The organism is Sulfuriferula nivalis (assembly GCF_009937995.1).
Lineage (GTDB): Bacteria > Pseudomonadota > Gammaproteobacteria > Burkholderiales > Sulfuriferulaceae > Sulfuriferula > Sulfuriferula nivalis.
In genome coordinates this window covers 1,987,121-2,004,396 of record NZ_AP021881.1, presented here as the reverse complement: position 1 = coordinate 2,004,396, position 17,276 = coordinate 1,987,121, and the positions used below count along the sequence as shown (strand labels likewise).

Sequence of the window (17,276 nt, the reverse complement as noted above, 5' to 3'; positions counted from 1 at the left end):
ATAGAATAGGATTTACCGCGCTAATCTTAACCTAAAGCACGATGGTTGTGACCTAATATGTTAATTATAGTATGAATATTGGAGTGTCATCATGATAACAGGCGGTATAGATACCAGTAAAATTGAAGCGATGGTCAGCCAGCTTAAGGCTGCCGCAGCCCGTGCACAAGGTGGCTCGGACCCTGTGCAGGCAGAGCAGGGCACGCCTAAAATGGGCTTTGCTGATGCGCTCAAAAATTCTTTGGATCAAGTGAGTCAAACTCAGCAGCAAGCCGCGCAATTAGGGCAGAATTTTGCAATGGGGGATGATAAAGTGAGTTTGTCAGAAGTTATGATATCCATGCAAAAAGCAAATATCTCATTCCAGGAAACCGTGCAAGTACGAAATAAACTTGTTGCAGCTTACACAACGATTATGAATATGCAAGTTTAGGCGTTACTCTCGCCATTGATATGCTGATATATCCATACTCAGGGTATGTCCAGATATTAATTCTGCGATCAAATCTGCACTAATCGGCGCCATGGTCACGCCATAACGAAAATGGCCTGCGTTAACATACAAATTAGCTATCTCGGGATGGCGAGCAATGGTCGGTATGTTATCGGGTGAACCGGGTCGCAAACCGCTCCAGTGTTGAATAAATTCAGCATTGCGTAGAGCTGGTAGCATGGCAAACGCGGCTGTGGCCAATTGTTCCCTTGTTTTGCTATCTGTGGCTTTATCGAATCCCACATCTTCCACCGTACTTCCAACCAGAATATGCCCATCCAGGCGCGGGATCAAATATACGCCTTGCTGATACATCACAGATTGCAGCGTACCCACCGGGGCTTTGAACAACACCATTTGCCCGCGCATGGGTTTGATTGTTTTGATGGGTGGTGTGCTTGCTAATACTTGTTGGCTCCATGCGCCAGCACAAGTAATGAACGTATCGGCAAATAGTTTTCCTTTCTGAGTTGTAATGCTTTTTACGCAATTATTTGCTATATCAATATTGATGATTTCTGTGTTTTCTACTAATCGTACACCTCGCGCCAGAACCGCAGCACGCAGTGATTTGATCAGGCGAGGATTACGTACTTGCGCTACATCAGGTAGCCATAGTTCGCTATCGTCTAGCTTATATTGCCAATTATTTGCTTCACACCACACTTGAGCTGCGGCTTTGTCAAATGGAGCCAGCACATGCATGCCGCTGACCCAGTATTCAGGGTCGATGCCACTGCATGTTTGGATTTCAGCTACCCAGTCTGCGTACCGGGCTATTCCTGCGTTGCATAACGCATTTACCTCTGGCGCATACTGCCACGGCATTAAGGGCGATAAAATGCCACCGCCTGCCCAAGAAGATTCGGCACCACAAGTATTGCGTTCAACTATGGTGACCTGTGCACCCTTAGCAGCTAAACGGAATGCCGTTGCCAAGCCGATAATACCGCCGCCGATGATGATAGTAGTACTGGGTTTCATAATTGCTGTGTAATAAAGAATTCCATATGTATTTTACCGTTTATTCCTTGCAATATGCCGTTTATCTGGGAGTGGTTGAGTGATTTGTTTCTTTTAGCTAGTGTGTCATTGTTGAGTATTAATTAATTTGGACATCGGGGGTGGAGTGAATATTCCAATAGACAAAGGTTTTACCTTAATAGAGCTATTAATCACCATTTCTATAGGTGCAATTTTGCTTGCAATAGCAATACCAGGTTATCAATCTTTTGTGTCTAGTAGTCGTATGACAGCGCAAAGTAATGATTTTTTATCCGCTTTGCAACTTGCAAGAAGTGAGGCAGTAAAACGTGGCAGGCTTGTGAGTGTTTGTAAGAGTGCGGATGGTGCGACGTGTGCGGTTACTGGAACTTGGGCGCAGGGTTGGATAGTATTTACTGATAGTGGTGTAGTCGGAACTGTTGATGGAACTGATGCTGTGATACGTGTATTTCCAGCAATTAGTGGTAATAGCACTTTAGTGGGTAGCATTAACATTGCAAGTTTCCTCTCTTATCAAAGTACGGGTTCAACATCTTTGGCTGCAGGAAGCAATGAGGTAGTGTCGCTATGTCCGTTCGTGCCTGCAACGGTTGCTGGGCGAGATATTCAGGTTTCGGCTTCTGGTCGTGCTCGAGTTCAGAATCCACCCGCTGTAGTATGTCCCTGAGGAAAATTGTTATGCGTCAAAAAGGTTTTACTCTTTTAGAAGTTTTGGTGACTATGGTAATTATGTCAATTGGCTTGCTTGGTTTGGCTGCATTAATGGCATCAAGTCTGCGTAATAATCATAGTTCTTATCAGCGTACCCAAGCTGCTTTCCTCGCTTATGACATCATTGATCGTATGCGAGTTAATCGTATCATGGCCGTTAATTCATCAGCAGCCAGTAATTATAACGTTGCTATTGGCGCGGCATCGGCTTCTACTAATCTTGCCCTTGCGGATGTGAATGACTGGAAGACTGCATTGGCGAGTACACTTCCTGCTGGGGATGGTTCTGTAACAGTGGCATCAGCAACAGGTGCCACAACTGTCATTGTGCAGTGGAATGACTCACGTGGTACTGGTGGTAGTAATGCTCAACAGATTAGAGTGGATACACAACTATGAAAAAATATCTAATCATCCCTCGTGTGTTAAATTCAAAATCGCAAGGCTTTAGTCTGGTTGAACTGATGATTGCCATGACGATAGGATTGGTAGTTTTGGTTGCGCTGGGTTATGTATTTATTGGTAGTAGACAATCATTTCGGACTACTGATGCGATGTCGCGTATTCAAGAAAATGCCCGTTATGCATTGCAGTCAATGTCGCAAAATATACGCATGGTTGGTTTTTCTGGGTGTGGTAATTTGCTAAATCTAACAGTTTATCCCGTGCCACCAGCAGCGGTTGCTCCTGCACCTGCATTGACATCGCTCAACATGATTTCCGGACAAGATGCGAGTGCTGCACCTGCGGTGATAAATACTATTGTACGTCCCGCTGGTGATACATTAACTATATTTGGCGCGTTTAGCAGTCCTGTGAGTGTTGTTGGAACTGCAGCAGCAGGTGCTGTCCCTGTTAATGGTAATCCATATGGATTTAAGGCGGGTGACATATTGCTCGCTACTAACTGTGTTAGTGCCAATGTCTTTTCAGTTGCAGGGCTTTCACCAGCTACGGCAACAACACCTATAGGCACAACAGTTACTTTTACACCAAGCGCGAATTTACAAGGCTCATACATTGCAAATACCAATGGCGATCCTTATGTAATGAAATTGGATCAATATACCTATTTTGTGGGTGTTAATCCTAGCGGTGGTCGCTCCCTCTACCGCTCCAGTCTCAATGACGGTACAGTCGAATTAGTTGAGAATGTATGGGATATGCAAGTGTTGTATGGGTATGACAGTACCAATAGTGGTGCCGCATCTGCTTATTTCTCAGCTGCAAGTGTCCCCGCTTGGACTGGTGTAGTTAGTGTACGGATTAATTTGTTGATGGTAAGTGCTGATAAAGTCCTTTCTGGTCCTCAAACCTATCAGTATTTTGCTGATGCAGCTACAGCGCGCTCAGCAATGACGCCCGTAGTGGGCGCCGCTGATTATTTTCTGTTACATCAGGTATTTACTACCACCGTAGGTTTGCGAAACCGTTTACCTTAATGAGGCGATTATGCGAAATAAACACAACCAACAAGGTGCTGTGCTAGTAACCAGTTTGATATTTTTAGTGATACTTACATTGCTTGCAGTATCAGCAATGCGTAGTACTGGGATGGATGAAAAGATGGCAGCTAATGCACTTAATCAAGATTCGGCGTTTCAGGCGGCTGAGGCGGCTGTGCGTCAAGGCTTGTTTCAAGTCAGTTCTGGCGTTATTACATCAACGAGTGGTTTTGTGGCTAACTGTACCGCAGGTACGGGGTTATGCTTGCCTTCTACAAATGGCGTGCCTGTTTGGAGTACGATATTTCCGTTTGGACAAGTGACTCAGTCTGCAAATGCACAAACATACACAGGCACTGCATTAGTTGGAGTGGCTAACCAGCCACAATATGTCATTGAGCTTTTTTCCAATGTCCAATACCCCGCAAGTGGTGGTACTTGTTCCGTTGGTAGGTCGGTCGGCTCGCAATGTCAAGCATCTCCATATCGTGTGACCGCTCGAGGTTGGGGTTTAGCGCCTGAAGCACAAGCAACAACCCAAGCTACTTATTTGTATTTCTAATGGAGGTCAACATGTCTAATATGAATCGTCAAAATTTTCAATACACATTGCTTGCGGCGGCAGTTCTCGCGGTGTGCAATGGTAGTGCTATTGCTGCATCTTTGGTACTGAGCCCAACTCCATTATTTGTGACAACCACGGCTAAAGCAAATGTGTTGCTGATTTTAGGTAATAGTAATAATTTTGATGAAGATCCAACTGGACTAGCAGTGGGTAGTGCCAATCCAGCCAGTAAATCAGAGATTGCACGTACTGCTGCAAAGAGCATAGTGACAAACTATACCAATATCATCAACATGGGGTTGATGGGTTATCAGCAATCTAGTGTGAGTCCTCAGTGGTTAAGTCAAAGTCCTTATGATGCTAGTTATAACCCAGCTAATTATGACCCTTCGTACGCAGGGTCTCGTGTTAGCACAACTAAGAAATTTAGAACTCCTAATCTTGCTGACCCTGGGAATTATATTTATTACAATGTAAACCTGCCCTTTTATTCTAGTGCAGCGGGTGGTAGTTGGTTTTGTTATTCTTCAACATCAACATTTGATAATGGTCCTGGGGCAAATAATTATCAATGTTATTCAAAAAAGACGGGAACTTCTGATGCGGCACCAGGAACGTCTGGAGCTGGGTACAGTAGCTTAGTATATAACGGTGGTTTTGTACCAACAGATAGTGATCTTGCGCAAAATATTTCGTATTTCGGAACCCATGTTGTTTCATTTGATGTAGGTTGGGCCTGGTTTTCTAATGGAAGTCCCGGTAAAGGCTATTTGCATGTCCCAATTGCAAATTTAGATTCTACGCAATCTGGGAAAATAAATGCGAAACTGGCCACAAGTACAATTCCAACTAGCTCAGGATCTACTTGGGCAGGTAATTCCTCTAGTCCTATGCAAAATGCGGGTTTGTCTCCTATTACGGGAAGCTTTATGACAGCTAAGGACTATTTTAATGGAGCTACAACCAATTTTGGTACTTCTCAGGGGGGGGCTGCATCTGCGCCACCTAGCTCATGTAATAAAGATTTTGCGGTCTTTCTAACCAATGGTTTGCCTAATGTGACTTCATCTGGCGGTACGGTTACTTATGCCCCTGGGTTGCCATATTCATCTGCTGAAGTAGCAAACTCAGTGACAGCAGTTACTAACTTAAATTCAGGAACGAGGCCTGTTAAAACTTATATCATTGGTTTTGCCTTGCCTCAGTTTACGCAAGATTATTTCAATACAAATCCACCAAATCCACTTGATTCGATGGCCAGTGCTGGTGGGACAAGTGCGGCATACTATGCGAATGATTTAACGACCTTGAATTCAACTTTTAATAGTATTTTCAGTAATATTTTGGCTCAATCGGGTTCTGCAGGAGCTGTTGCTGTGACGTCAGGTAGTGTTCAAGCAGGTGGTAAGATTTACCAAGGTAAGTTCAATTCAGCGGATTGGTCTGGCGACTTTATTGCTTATAATTTGGATTCAACAGGTGCCGTTATTACATCACCAACGGCATGGAATGCAGCAACGCAATTGAATGCGCAAAATTATAATACGGGTAGATCTATCATTACTTTCAAACCTAGTACTGGTGCAGGGATCCCATTCAGGTGGCCAGCTAATTCGAGTTCTCCGTCTCCTACTGAATTAGATTCGAGTCAGATAGCTGCGTTGAATACTAGTCCCACTGGCACTACGGATACAAATGGTGCAAATCGATTAAATTATATTCGTGGGGATACGAGCCAAACTGGGATGCGTGTCAGAGGGACAAGTGTGCTTGGTGATATTGTTGACTCAGGTCCATTTTATGTTGGTGCACCTGCAAGTAATCTATCCGATACACTTGAGGCTGCACCGTATTCCTCATTTCGTAACACGTATGCAAGTCGTGAGGCTATGGTGTATGTCGGTGGCAATGACGGTATGATGCATGGCTTTGATGGGGTTACTGGAAATGAAAAATTGGCCTATGTTCCTAGTCCCGTTTATAAAAATCTGACTCAGTTGACTTCAACAAGTTATTCACATCGATATTTTGTTGACGGCTCACCTACGGTGTTGGATGGTTTTTATAATAATGCGTGGCATACCGTATTGGTTTCTGGTTTGGCCGGTGGTGGGCAGGGGTATTTTGCAATGGATGTAACTGATCCTACCCTGTTTAGCGAAACAAATGCATCAACATTAGCCCGCTGGGAGTTCACCGATGCTAATGATGCTGACTTAGGTTACAGTTTTAACCAACCTTCTATCGTTAAATTAAATAATGGTAGATGGGCAGCTATTTTTGGTAATGGCTATAACAACACCGAAGCAGATGGTCATGCGAGTACGACAGGCCATGCAGTGTTGTTTATTGTCGATTTAGAAACGGGCTTATTGATTAAGAAGTTAGACACTGGATATGGTACAGCTACAACTCCAAATGGTTTGGCAACCCCTACTGTGCTGGATCAAGATGGTAACGGAACTGCCGACACTGTTTACGCGGGAGATCTTGCTGGTAATATGTGGAAATTCGATATTAGTGCAAGTACAAAAAGCAGCTGGGGATCCGCATATATGACTGGAACTACACCAGTGCCATTGTTTGTTGCTAAGGATAGTGGTGGTACTCGTCAACCTATTACTGCAGCACCTGATATTATTGCAAACCCAGCAGGGGCATCTTATGGATGGATAATTGCCTTTGGCACAGGTAAATATATAGAAACTGGTGATCCAGCAACAACATCTACTCAAACTTTCTATGGTATTCAAGATAATAACGCAACGGTGTCTGATCGTTCAGTACTGGTTCAGCAGACTGTAACTTCAACTCAAACAGTTAATGGAAATTTGTTCCGTACGTTAAGTTCTAATCCTGTAAATTGGACACTCGCCACTGTGCATGGCTGGTATCTTGATTTGCCTACGAGTGGTGAAAGAGTGATTTCTGAATCAACTACGAATAGTAAACGTGTTATTTTTACTACAGTAATCCCATCTACTGCGGCTTGTTCATCAGGTGGCGATGGTTGGTTGATGGAAATGGATTTGTCAACGGGTGGAGCATTAACATACCCTAGTTTAGATTCTAATGGGGACGGTACTATTGATAGTAGTGATTATGTAACAGTTGGCACCCAGCATGTTTATGTCGGTGGTATGAAGCTGGGTTCAATACCAAGTGCGGCGAGATTGCAGAATGGTGCTGGTACAAATGGGAATGTTCTTAAAAGAATTAGTCAGTCAAACGGCACTATTTCAACAATACAAAACTCACCACCTTCTAAAATAGGTCGTACATCCTGGCGTGAAATTTTCCAATAAAGGAATCGAATATGAATATTAAATATGTAACTTTCTTATTGCTGGCGAACTTGTTTTGTTCACATGCTTCACTCGCTAGTATGATTGTGATGCCGCCTGAAGCTAAAACTAAAACGCATGCTGATATACCAAAGGTTTTGAGCGTGATGAGTATGGGGCAGTTGCAAAGTGTCGATGTGGAGGCAAAAACTTTGCGTATTAATGGGGTGGTGTATAGTTTTGCAGCGGGTGATATGAAATTTATCGGTATTGCTGGAGGTTCGATACCTTCGTCCCAACTTAAGGTGGGCGATTGGGTGCATTTCTGGATCAAATCATCTGTGACGCAGCAATCATCATATCAACTTGAACGATTAGAGCTCATGGTTAATCCAGAATCCAGAAAGGTAAAGCAATGAATAAGCAACGAGGATTTACTTTAGTTGAATTAATGATCACAGTGGCAATTGTTGGCATCCTTGCAGCCATTGCTTATCCAGGTTATACACAATATGTTAAGCGCGGTAACCGTGCGCAAGCTAGAACTTTATTGATGGAAAATGCCCAGTTTCTTGAGCGAAATTTTACTATGGCTAATCGTTATGACCAAACCAGTGCGGCCGTCGCAATTACCAGTGCCACACTACCGCGTACACAAAGTCCAACTAATGGTACTGCACAATACAATATGACGGTAGCTTTTCCTGCTGTAGCACCCTGTACAACAGGACAGTGTTTTACACTGTCAGCGACGCCAACAGGGAGTATGACAGGTGATACCTGCGGTACTTACACATTAACCAACACTGGAGTACAAGGTTCTGGTGGGGTAGTGGCTGATTGTTGGAATCGATAACCTAGATTTGCCCCCCCGCCATGGCGGGGGGGTGATTCAACCCATCAACTTGCGATATGCATTAAGTAATTGCTGGTGCATCTCACTTTTTTCAAAATCTTTGCCTAACACAGCTAAATCTGCAAAGCAGTTTTCTCCTCGGATTAATTCCTGCGATCTGGTTAGATTCACTTCACCATAAAGCTGAATCAAGCTGTCATTATATAGTTGACTGTCTGTAAGCTGTAGCAAGGTTGCAATGCAGTTGTAGATTTTTTGTCTGGCTGGATCTATCTGATTGAAATTGCTTATCCATTCGCAACCTGCAAGTGCATTGTCGGTATCGTGGCTGTGGAGTGCGAGCAGGGTTTTGAGTTCGCCTATGCGCAGGGTTTTCCAGTGGCTGTTGGCATCAGCGGCGAGACCGATGAAAGCAGCGACGAGTTGTTGATCGGGCACGTCGCGCTGGTTGAGTTCATCAAGTAATGCTGTGCTTTCAGCTATGTCGAGATTCTGTAAATTGCCTATGGTATGACGCAGGTCGTTGGCTATACTGTTGTTATCCCATTCCAGATCGTCTATTGGATAGATTTCTGACATGCTGGGCACGAGTATGCGACAACTGTAAATACCTAAGTCGGTAAAGTCGGCAATGTAAATTTCGCATGTGTCCTGGTGTATGCAGTCACACAGCCAGTTGAATTCCTCGGCTGTGGTGCCGGGATGATCCCAGTCGTTAAACTCGTAATCGGGTGTGGCGCGCAGAAATTCCCAGCTGATGATGCCGCTGGAGTCGACAAAGTGGATTTCCAGGTTTTGTGGGTCTGCGATTTCTTCAAGGTCGAAACCTGGCGGGTGAAAACCTGCCAAGGCGTCCAGATCACGCCCTTGCAGTAGCTCAGTGAGTGCGCGTTCCAGCGCAACTTCGAAGCGTGGATGCGCGCCAAAGCTGGCAAAACAGCCTTGATCATTTGGATGCAGCATGGTGACGTTCATCACTGGATAACGTCCATCTAATGAGGCGTCTTTAACGAGTATGCCAAAGCCAGCGGCACGCAATTCGCTGATGCCTTGCGCTATGCTGGGGTAACGGGCGATAACGTGCTCGGGTACATCGGGCAGGCAGATGCCTTCGCTGATGACACGGAATTTGACGTGCCGCTCCAGCACTTCAGATAAGGCCTGGGTGCGGGCTTCAGTCGCTGTGTTCCCCGCTGACATGCCATTGCTGACGTAGAGATTGCCGATGATGTTGACGGGGAACCAGCAGGTTGCGCTGTCACTTTGGCGTTGGTATGGAATTGCACAAATGCCTCGATCTGCATTGCCTGAGTTTCTGTCTACTAGTGTGCTTAAATCCAGACTGGCTTCCGGGTCGTAAAATTCACGCAGTTCATCATTTAATAATTCATCAGGCCAGGTATTGTCTTCAGGTATATCAAACCAGCGCTCCTGTGGGTAATGAACGTAGTCTTGTTGGGCGATGGTCGTACCCAGATAATAATGCGTCCAGAAATAGTGGCAGCCCAGTCGCTCAAAGAACTCACCTAATGCGCTGGCAAGCGCGGCTTGTTTGGATGCGCCTTTGCCATTGGTGAACAACAACGGGCAATCCTTGTCGCGGATATGCACAGACCACGCATCGGCTACGGGATTAAGCCATGAACGCTCTTCAATATGAAACCCCAGTGCTGCCAGTTTGGCGTGCATGGTGTCGATCGATGTCTCAAGCGCGGCATCTTTGCCGATGATGAAGTGATGGGTCATATGTTGTTCCTCATTATTTCATTATTGTGTAATGCAAAATTAAAAGTGCTCATCTTCGCCCAGATACCGCCACTGTCCCATAGGCAAATCGCTTAATATGATTTTGCCTATGCGGATGCGTTTCAGGCCGATGACTTTAAGCCCGACAAGCTCACACATACGGCGGATTTGACGTTTTTTACCTTCACGCAGGATGAAGCGCAGCTGGTCTTTGTTTTGCCAGCTGACTTGTGCGGGGCGCAGTGCGGCACCATCCAGACTGAGTCCGTGATTGAGTAACTCCAGACCTTGTGTGGAGAGTCGTCCTTCAGTACGCACCAGATATTCTTTATCGACATCAGAGTTTTCGCCTATGAGCTGCTTGGCGATGCGCCCGTCCTGGGTGAGCACCAATAAGCCGGTGGAATCAATATCAAGGCGTCCTGCCGGGGCAAGTCCATGTGCGTGCTCGTTACTAAAAGTAATTCCAGAGCGATCTTGCACATCGTGATTGGCTGCTGTGATCAGCACGCTAGCAGGCTGGTAGCCGTCTTCAGCCTGAGCAGAGACATAACCTATGGGTTTGTTAAGCAATATGGTGACGCGACTGTTCTGTTCACGTTGTGCTTGCGGCAACAGGGTGATGCGGCAGTCGGGCGATACTTTAGTGCCCAGTTCGGTGACGACTTCACCATTCACTTTCACCCAGCCATGTGCAATATACACATCCGCTTCACGGCGTGAGCTGAGTCCGCGCATGGACATGAGTTTGGAAAGGCGTAGCGTGGTGTCAGTCATGGTGTAGGCTTTTTACGAAAGTGGTAATTTTACGCGGTAATTGTGTCGAATAGCTGTTTTTTGTGTAAGGTGTAGGGTTGTGATTTTTAGAATTGATGGTAGGTAATATGGATTTTGATGTCATCGTCATAGGCGCTGGTGCAGCGGGCATGATGTGTGCAGCACAGGCGGGGCAGCGAGGGCGGCGAGTGTTGCTGATAGACCATGCTGCTAAAATCGGGGAGCGTATACGTATTTCAGGTGGCGGTCGGTGCAACTTTACTAATCTGGATGTGAGCGCAGATAACTTCCTGTCGCAAAATCCGCATTTTGCGCGTTCTGCATTGTCGCGTTTTAGTCAGTTCGACTTTATCAAGCTGATAGCCCATTACGGTATTGCCTATCATGAAAAAACTTTGGGGCAGCTGTTCTGTGATGATAGCGCACAACAAATTATTGCCATGCTCCGTGCAGAGTGTGACGTGGGTAAGGTGCAATGGGCACAGCCAAGTCAGGTATTGAGTGTGTCGGCGACTGGTGATGGTTATGTTGTGAGCACTGATAACGGTGAATTTGCTGCTACATCATTGGTCATAGCCACAGGTGGATTAGCCATACCGCAACTGGGTGCAACACCATTTGGTTATAAAATTGCGGAGCAGTTTGGTGTTCCTGTCATTGCGCCACAACCTGCTTTAGTGCCATTGGCATTGCCTCCAGAAACCTTGGCGGGCTTGCAGAATTTATCAGGTGCGTCACTGGCTGTGGCGAGCAACTGCGATGATCAGCAATTCCTGGAATCCATGTTGATTACGCATAAGGGGCTATCGGGCCCGGCGATTTTGCAGATTTCCAGTTATTGGCAAAATCAACAGTATAGTTCAGGAAAAAAACAGCCAATCACGATCAATTTATTGCCTAATCTGGATATAGCCGACTGGCTGAATTCGCATCGTCATAGCAAATCCACATTGGCTGCTTTGCTAAGTGAGCATTTGCCAAAACGCTTTGCGCAGGAATGGTGTGTGTTGCAGGCTTGGAACAAGCCGTTGATAGAGCATAGCAATAAAGATGTGGCCGCCATGATAGCTGCGTTGTCCGCTTGGGAGCTGATGCCTGCTGGCACATTAGGTTACGCTAAAGCAGAAGTTACGCTGGGTGGCGTTGATACCAATGCATTGTCATCCAAAACCATGGCAGTCAAAACGCATCCCAACCTGTATTTTATTGGTGAAGTCGTCGATGTGACGGGGTGGTTGGGCGGTTACAACTTTCAGTGGGCCTGGTCGTCAGGTTGGGTGGCGGGGCAGTTTGCCTAGCCGCCTGTCATCGACATAAACCGCAGTATTTTATGTGGCTGTTCACGAAATTCGTGGCGTTCTGGTTTGTGAGTGAGCGCCAAGCGTATGGCATCTTCAAGCTCAGAATCGGTTATGCCACCGCGTAATAGTGGACGGAATTCAAATTTGTCGTCTTGCCCAAGGCATAGATAAAGCGTGCCATCGACAGAGAGGCGTACACGGTTACAAGTCTCGCAGAAATGCTGTGAAATCGGGGTGATAAAACCAACGGAGAATGCGCCATCTGGTGTGGCGAGATAGCGGGCAGGTCCTGCACCGTGGAAGCTGGCTTCGATTAAGTCGAATTTTTCCGCCAGTCGTGCTTTGACTGGCTGTAAATCCAGATAAGCCGTATTACGCCCTGTGTCGCCGATAGGCATGGTTTCGATGAGGCGCAGAGTAAAACCTTGGTCTATGCAATAAGCAACCATGTCGTCAATTTCGTCGTCATTTGTCCCTTTCATTGCCACCATATTGATTTTGATGGGGGAAAATCCTGCCGCATTGGCATGAGCTAAACCATTCAAAATGTCGGGCAGGGCATCGCGCCCGGTGATGGCTTTGATGCGTTCTGGTTTTAATGAATCCAGGCTGACATTGATGCGGCTGACACCTGCGGCTTTGAGTGCTACAGAGTGCTTGTCTAATTGGGTAGCGTTGGTGGAAAGCGACAAATCGTTGATGTTGGGCAAGGCGGTGATGCGTCTGGCTAACTCGGGTAAATGCCGACGTAATAAGGGTTCGCCACCAGTCATGCGCACGCGTTGTAAACCCAAACGCGCAAATGCACCCAGCAATCGCTCTACTTCGTCAAAAGTCAGCCAGTCTGCAGGTTCTTCAAATCCCTTAAAGTCTTCGGGCATGCAATAGCTGCAACGTAAATCACAGCGATCTGTGACAGAGAGGCGCAGGTATTCAATGCGGCGACCAAATGGGTCAGATAAAACAGGGATGGTCATGGCGGATAGCAAAGCGTTAGATATTTCAGAATATAACCTATTTGAGCATTTTATAAAAGGCTGTTGTATGTTCTGGCTTTTTGCATGCTCATGAATATGCTAGTATCACTGGGTTTTGTAGCGTGAGTATATGGGATGAAAATCGTTGGTTTTGCAGGGTGGAGTGGTAGTGGCAAGACGACGTTAATTGAGCAACTCATTGCCTTAATGGCAGCAGATGGTTTGCGTGTTGCGACGATTAAGCATACGCATCATGACTTCGACCTCGATCAGGAAGGCAAAGATAGCTGGCGGCACAGGGCTGCGGGGGCGAGTGAGGTATTGCTGGCTTCGGATAAACGCTGGGCATTGTTACATGAATTACGCGATGCACCCGTACCTGATTTGAATGAATTGTTGGCGAAACTGAGCCCGTGTGATGTGGTAATTATTGAAGGCTGTAAATTTGCTAATGTGCCTAAGCTGGAAATTTATCGCGAAGCATTGGGCAAACCTGGCCTATATCCGAATGACGATGCGATAATGGCAGTAGTGACGGATAGTGTCGTATCTACGGACTTGCCGCAACTCGATTTGAATCAACCTGCCTTGGTGTATGCCTACCTGAAAGCTAATGTGTTATGACGCAATATATCGGTTTGATACCTGCCGCGGGTAGTGGCTCGCGTATGGGTGTAGAAGTACCTAAGCAATACCTCGATATTGCCGGACATCCGATGATTTATTATGCAGTGCGGGCGATGGTAACCTCGCCGTTAATAACGGCTGTTTATGTGGTACTGGCAGCAGATGATAGTTGGTGGGCTGGTTACAACTGGTGTGAATTTGGCGATAAATTGCAAGTGTTGCGGTGCGGTGGTGCGACACGGGCTGAGAGTGTGACTAATGGTTTGGCAGCGATGTCTACTGATGGGAAGGATTGGGTGCTGGTTCATGACGCAGCGCGACCATGCCTGACCATTGAGCTTATTGCACGGCTGATAGAGGCGGTGGGTGATACCGAGATCGGTGGGCTGTTAGCTATTCCGGTGGCAGATACGCTTAAGCGTGCATCGGGTGTACATGTTGCGCAAACCGAATCTCGGGATGGCTTATGGCAAGCGCAAACGCCACAGATGTTCAGGCATGATTTATTACAGCAGGCATTGAGTAACAATAGTGATTTTGTGCCTACTGATGAAGCTAGCGCAGTTGAAGCATTAGGGCATCATCCCCTGCTGGTTGCAGCTGATAGCAGTAATTTTAAAGTGACCTACCCTAATGATTTACGTATGGCACGGTTGATTCTGGAACAGGAAATTTCAGCGCAGGGAAATTTGGAGCAGGATAATGACTAATTTACGCATAGGCCACGGCTTTGATGTCCATGCTTTTGCTGCTGAGCGCAAGCTGATTATAGGCGGGGTGGATATTCCATACGAATTAGGTTTGGCGGGACATTCAGATGCCGACGTATTGCTCCACGCTATTTGCGATGCGCTATTAGGCGCAGCAGGATTGGGTGATATAGGACGGCATTTCCCAGATACTGATGCACGTTTTAAAGGTATAGATAGCCGTCGCTTATTACGCGAAGTGGCAAATTTAATCGCGCAACGAGGTTATCAATTGGCAAATCTGGATAGCACGATAATCGCGCAAGCCCCAAAAATGGCACCGCATATCGCTACGATGCAAGCTAATATTGCGGCAGATTTGGGTGTGGATGTGAATGCCGTCAACGTTAAAGCAACGACAACGGAAAAGCTGGGCTTCACTGGGCGTGGTGAAGGCATAGCTGCTGAAGCGGTATGTATTTTGTATGCAAAATAATCAGCCTACACGCAAAGCGACGTATATCGGTGGTTCTAATTACCGCCGTAATGCGTATGGGACTAATCACCCCTTGTCGATTCCCCGCGTGTCATTAGCTACTGATTTGATATTGGCTTATGGTGCAATGACCGATGCGGAGTTTAAACTGGCGCGTAAAGCGGCAGATTACGAGCTGGAGTGGTTCCATACGCCGGAATATGTGTCTGCTTTTAAACGTGCAGAGGCGCTAGGTCGAGTGTCCAATCCAGTACGTCAGCGCCATCATTTAGGTACGTTGGAAAATCCGTACTTCGAGCAGTTTTTTACCATCCCCGCCACGGCAACGGGTGCGTCTGTACAGGCAGCTGATGAGGTTGTTAACGGGCGTATCGGATTTAATCCTGCTGGGGGTATGCACCACGCGCGGCCTGATGCGGCGCACGGATTCTGTTATTTCAACGATACCGTGTTGGGTATTATGCGGCTGCGTCAACAAGGCTGGCGTGTACTCTATATAGATATCGACGCACATCATGGCGATGGTGTAGAAGAGGCGTTTCTTGACGACCCTGAGGTGTTTACGCTGTCATTGCATATGGATAACTATGCCTATCCATTCAAGGCAGGGCAGGTGAGTGATACAGCACGCGCTGGGCACACCAGTTTGAATGTGCCATTGCCGAAAGCCACCAATGATGCAGAATATCGTCTGGCATTCGATGCCGTGTGGCAACCAGTGCTGGATAAGTTTAAGCCAGATGCCATAGTGTTGCAGGCAGGTACGGATATGATATTCGCAGATCCTCTGGGTAAGCTGGGCATGACCACACAAGGTTTTTTATCAATTGCCGAAACCATACTCAACACCAGTCCATGTCACGCTGATGGTACACCACGCCTGTTGGTAACAGGCGGTGGTGGTTATCACCCGCTAGTGCTGGCGCGGGCATGGACGGGTTTGTGGGCTTTGTTGTCTGGACGTGAACTTCCTGTCGATTTGCCTGCCACAGGGATAGACGCATTGCGTTCCGTGCCTTGGGATATGGACGAGGACGAACCGCATTTTGCACAGTTATTTATTTCGCGTCTGGATGCTGAGTCCGACACGCACATACGCACAGAAATCCACGATTTAATTTTAGCTATTCAACAACATCCTTATTTGAAAGCATCATGACTACACCATTGATACCTGGCCATTGCACAATGATGGCAACCAAACAATATGTCACTACTATTGGTAAAGACTGTGCCGCTGGGCACTATAGTGATTTTCTTAACGTGCATTTACAACTTTCTTCTATTGGTATCGGTACTTTTCCGGGTGCGCCTGTAGATGAGGTGGATGCAAATTATGCTGAAATTGTTAGCGAGGCATTGACGCACGGTATCAACGTTATTGATACGGGCACGCATTATCGTTATGGCCGTTCAGTTGCTGCGGTGGGTGTGGGTGTGCGTCGTGCTATGGAAGCGGGGGTAAAGCGTGAGCAGATGTTCCTGGTATCCAAGGGCGGTTTCTTAAGTTTCCGTGATGGTCGTCCCGATGATTTACAAGCGTGGTTTCAGACTGAAGTGGTGGCGAAAGGGTTGGGGCGAGTAGAGGATTTAACCCAGGCACATTGTATCAGCCCTGAATATATCGGCTTTCAGATTGAACTGTCACGTCAGTTAATGGGCGTAGAAACACTGGACGCTTTTTTGATAGATCAGCCTGAAGTGCATATTCCGGCCATCGGTAAAGACCAGCTAAATCGCAAGCTGGAAAAAGTATTTATGGTGCTGGAACAAGCTGTAAAAGACAAAAAAATCCGTTATTACGGCATTTCTACTTTCAATGGCTTTCGTGCTGAGACCGATGATCCCATGTTTCAGTCGATTACCTCCATGCAAGGTCACGCTGAAAAGGCGGCGCGGGCGATATGGAAAGACGATCAGGCCAAGCATCAGTTTAAAGTAGTGCAAATGCCTTTTAATCAAGTGATGCAGGAAGGTTTTACCCGTTTCAGTCAAACTACTGGGCAGGGTAATATTGGCTCGACTATCCAGGCAGCTCATCAATTGGGCGTGTATCTGATGGCGAGTCATACCTTGTTTAAAGGGCATCTGGCGAATCAGGCTATGGATGCGGTGATGCAGTCGATGGCGATGTTGCCTAATCACGCACAGCAAGCTATACAATTTAATCGCTCTACGCCTGGGGTTGGTACAACACTTGTGGGGATCAGCACGCCAGCGCACTTGCAGGATGTGTTAGCGGTGGCGCGTACTGAACCTATGGAAAAAACAGCTTATCTGAAAATGTATCAGCGGACTGAGTAG

The 17,276-nt window shown here is 46.6% G+C and carries 18 protein-coding genes; 14 read left to right on the top strand and 4 right to left on the bottom strand.

Features of this window, described 5'->3' with window-relative positions; all coding sequences use genetic code 11:
- Positions 1-91 precede the first annotated feature (91 nt).
- On the top strand, positions 92-433 hold the full coding sequence (gene fliE, locus SFSGTM_RS09895) for a flagellar hook-basal body complex protein FliE (protein ID WP_162085012.1): 342 nt from the start codon (positions 92-94) through the stop codon (positions 431-433).
- Positions 434-436: 3 nt separating this feature from the next.
- On the opposite strand, the gene SFSGTM_RS09890 is transcribed toward fliE, so the two are convergent.
- A complete protein-coding gene (locus SFSGTM_RS09890; protein WP_162085011.1) occupies positions 437-1,477 on the bottom strand; it encodes an FAD-dependent oxidoreductase in 1,041 nt (346 codons plus the stop codon).
- Between the two features lie 145 nt (positions 1,478-1,622).
- Between SFSGTM_RS09890 and SFSGTM_RS09885 the strand changes: the two genes are divergently transcribed.
- Genes SFSGTM_RS09885 through SFSGTM_RS09855 form a run of 7 tightly spaced genes read left to right on the top strand, consistent with a single transcriptional unit; the run spans position 1,623 to position 8,359 of the window.
- Complete coding sequence (locus SFSGTM_RS09885) at positions 1,623-2,165, top strand: GspH/FimT family pseudopilin (protein ID WP_162085010.1); 543 nt, start codon at positions 1,623-1,625, stop codon at positions 2,163-2,165.
- Between the two features lie 11 nt (positions 2,166-2,176).
- A complete protein-coding gene (gene pilV / locus SFSGTM_RS09880; protein ID WP_198420540.1) occupies positions 2,177-2,608 on the top strand; it encodes a type IV pilus modification protein PilV in 432 nt (143 codons plus the stop codon).
- The gene (locus SFSGTM_RS09875; RefSeq protein WP_162086278.1) at positions 2,605-3,651 is read left to right on the top strand and encodes a PilW family protein; all 1,047 of its coding nucleotides are present in this window, start codon (positions 2,605-2,607) and stop codon (positions 3,649-3,651) included. Before pilV ends, SFSGTM_RS09875 begins: the two co-directional genes overlap by 4 nt.
- Before the next feature lie 10 nt (positions 3,652-3,661).
- Positions 3,662-4,216, top strand: a complete 555-nt coding sequence (locus SFSGTM_RS09870) for a pilus assembly PilX family protein (protein ID WP_162085008.1) — start codon at positions 3,662-3,664, stop codon at positions 4,214-4,216.
- A gap of 11 nt (positions 4,217-4,227) precedes the next feature.
- Positions 4,228-7,524: a pilus assembly protein gene (locus SFSGTM_RS09865; RefSeq protein ID WP_162085007.1), complete on the top strand. Its 3,297-nt coding sequence runs from the start codon at positions 4,228-4,230 to the stop codon at positions 7,522-7,524.
- A gap of 11 nt (positions 7,525-7,535) precedes the next feature.
- On the top strand, positions 7,536-7,922 hold the full coding sequence (locus SFSGTM_RS09860; RefSeq protein ID WP_162085006.1) for a hypothetical protein: 387 nt from the start codon (positions 7,536-7,538) through the stop codon (positions 7,920-7,922).
- A complete protein-coding gene (locus tag SFSGTM_RS09855; RefSeq protein ID WP_162085005.1) occupies positions 7,919-8,359 on the top strand; it encodes a type IV pilin protein in 441 nt (146 codons plus the stop codon). Before SFSGTM_RS09860 ends, SFSGTM_RS09855 begins: the two co-directional genes overlap by 4 nt.
- Before the next feature lie 36 nt (positions 8,360-8,395).
- On the opposite strand, the gene ycaO is transcribed toward SFSGTM_RS09855, so the two are convergent.
- On the bottom strand, positions 8,396-10,105 hold the full coding sequence (gene ycaO, locus SFSGTM_RS09850) for a 30S ribosomal protein S12 methylthiotransferase accessory factor YcaO (protein WP_162085004.1): 1,710 nt from the start codon (positions 10,103-10,105) through the stop codon (positions 8,396-8,398).
- 39 nt (positions 10,106-10,144) lie between these two features.
- The gene (locus SFSGTM_RS09845) at positions 10,145-10,882 is read right to left on the bottom strand and encodes a pseudouridine synthase (RefSeq protein WP_198420539.1); all 738 of its coding nucleotides are present in this window, start codon (positions 10,880-10,882) and stop codon (positions 10,145-10,147) included.
- 107 nt (positions 10,883-10,989) lie between these two features.
- Between SFSGTM_RS09845 and SFSGTM_RS09840 the strand changes: the two genes are divergently transcribed.
- Positions 10,990-12,180 (top strand): BaiN/RdsA family NAD(P)/FAD-dependent oxidoreductase, encoded by a 1,191-nt coding sequence (locus tag SFSGTM_RS09840; RefSeq protein ID WP_162085003.1) that lies wholly within the window; start codon positions 10,990-10,992, stop codon positions 12,178-12,180.
- On the opposite strand, the gene moaA is transcribed toward SFSGTM_RS09840, so the two are convergent.
- Positions 12,177-13,160 (bottom strand): GTP 3',8-cyclase MoaA, encoded by a 984-nt coding sequence (gene moaA, locus SFSGTM_RS09835; RefSeq protein ID WP_162085002.1) that lies wholly within the window; start codon positions 13,158-13,160, stop codon positions 12,177-12,179. The two genes, SFSGTM_RS09840 and moaA, sit on opposite strands and share 4 nt — an antisense overlap.
- A gap of 135 nt (positions 13,161-13,295) precedes the next feature.
- Here moaA and mobB point away from each other — a divergent pair, with 135 nt between their 5' ends.
- From mobB to SFSGTM_RS09810, 5 genes are read left to right on the top strand one after another with little or no spacing between them, the layout of a single operon-like run.
- Positions 13,296-13,784 carry a molybdopterin-guanine dinucleotide biosynthesis protein B gene (gene mobB, locus SFSGTM_RS09830; RefSeq protein WP_162085001.1) on the top strand — a complete coding sequence of 163 codons (489 nt, stop codon included), beginning with the start codon at positions 13,296-13,298 and terminating at the stop codon, positions 13,782-13,784.
- Positions 13,781-14,497: a 2-C-methyl-D-erythritol 4-phosphate cytidylyltransferase gene (gene ispD / locus SFSGTM_RS09825; protein ID WP_162085000.1), complete on the top strand. Its 717-nt coding sequence runs from the start codon at positions 13,781-13,783 to the stop codon at positions 14,495-14,497. The genes mobB and ispD overlap by 4 nt, the downstream gene beginning before the upstream one ends.
- Positions 14,490-14,972: a 2-C-methyl-D-erythritol 2,4-cyclodiphosphate synthase gene (gene ispF, locus SFSGTM_RS09820; protein WP_162084999.1), complete on the top strand. Its 483-nt coding sequence runs from the start codon at positions 14,490-14,492 to the stop codon at positions 14,970-14,972. Before ispD ends, ispF begins: the two co-directional genes overlap by 8 nt.
- Positions 14,962-16,131, top strand: a complete 1,170-nt coding sequence (locus tag SFSGTM_RS09815) for an acetoin utilization protein AcuC (protein WP_162084998.1) — start codon at positions 14,962-14,964, stop codon at positions 16,129-16,131. The genes ispF and SFSGTM_RS09815 overlap by 11 nt, the downstream gene beginning before the upstream one ends.
- Positions 16,128-17,276, top strand: coding sequence for an aldo/keto reductase (locus SFSGTM_RS09810; RefSeq protein WP_162084997.1), 1,149 nt, complete (start codon positions 16,128-16,130; stop codon positions 17,274-17,276). The genes SFSGTM_RS09815 and SFSGTM_RS09810 overlap by 4 nt, the downstream gene beginning before the upstream one ends.

Excerpts from the sequence above, each read along its gene's own strand:
- SFSGTM_RS09890 (WP_162085011.1), bottom strand. The coding sequence starts at position 1,477 with ATGAAACCCAGTACTACTATCATCATCGGCGGCGGTATTATCGGCTTG.
- SFSGTM_RS09870 (WP_162085008.1), top strand. The coding sequence starts at position 3,662 with ATGCGAAATAAACACAACCAACAAGGTGCTGTGCTAGTAACCAGTTTG.
- moaA (WP_162085002.1), bottom strand. The coding sequence starts at position 13,160 with ATGACCATCCCTGTTTTATCTGACCCATTTGGTCGCCGCATTGAATAC.
- ispD (WP_162085000.1), top strand. The coding sequence starts at position 13,781 with ATGACGCAATATATCGGTTTGATACCTGCCGCGGGTAGTGGCTCGCGT.
- SFSGTM_RS09855 (WP_162085005.1), top strand. The coding sequence starts at position 7,919 with ATGAATAAGCAACGAGGATTTACTTTAGTTGAATTAATGATCACAGTG.
- SFSGTM_RS09875 (WP_162086278.1), top strand. The coding sequence starts at position 2,605 with ATGAAAAAATATCTAATCATCCCTCGTGTGTTAAATTCAAAATCGCAA.
- SFSGTM_RS09845 (WP_198420539.1), bottom strand. The coding sequence starts at position 10,882 with ATGACTGACACCACGCTACGCCTTTCCAAACTCATGTCCATGCGCGGA.
- mobB (WP_162085001.1), top strand. The coding sequence starts at position 13,296 with ATGAAAATCGTTGGTTTTGCAGGGTGGAGTGGTAGTGGCAAGACGACG.
- SFSGTM_RS09865 (WP_162085007.1), top strand. The coding sequence starts at position 4,228 with ATGTCTAATATGAATCGTCAAAATTTTCAATACACATTGCTTGCGGCG.
- SFSGTM_RS09810 (WP_162084997.1), top strand. The coding sequence starts at position 16,128 with ATGACTACACCATTGATACCTGGCCATTGCACAATGATGGCAACCAAA.
- fliE (WP_162085012.1), top strand. The coding sequence starts at position 92 with ATGATAACAGGCGGTATAGATACCAGTAAAATTGAAGCGATGGTCAGC.
- SFSGTM_RS09815 (WP_162084998.1), top strand. The coding sequence starts at position 14,962 with ATGCAAAATAATCAGCCTACACGCAAAGCGACGTATATCGGTGGTTCT.
- ycaO (WP_162085004.1), bottom strand. The coding sequence starts at position 10,105 with ATGACCCATCACTTCATCATCGGCAAAGATGCCGCGCTTGAGACATCG.
- SFSGTM_RS09860 (WP_162085006.1), top strand. The coding sequence starts at position 7,536 with ATGAATATTAAATATGTAACTTTCTTATTGCTGGCGAACTTGTTTTGT.
- pilV (WP_198420540.1), top strand. The coding sequence starts at position 2,177 with ATGCGTCAAAAAGGTTTTACTCTTTTAGAAGTTTTGGTGACTATGGTA.
- SFSGTM_RS09840 (WP_162085003.1), top strand. The coding sequence starts at position 10,990 with ATGGATTTTGATGTCATCGTCATAGGCGCTGGTGCAGCGGGCATGATG.
- ispF (WP_162084999.1), top strand. The coding sequence starts at position 14,490 with ATGACTAATTTACGCATAGGCCACGGCTTTGATGTCCATGCTTTTGCT.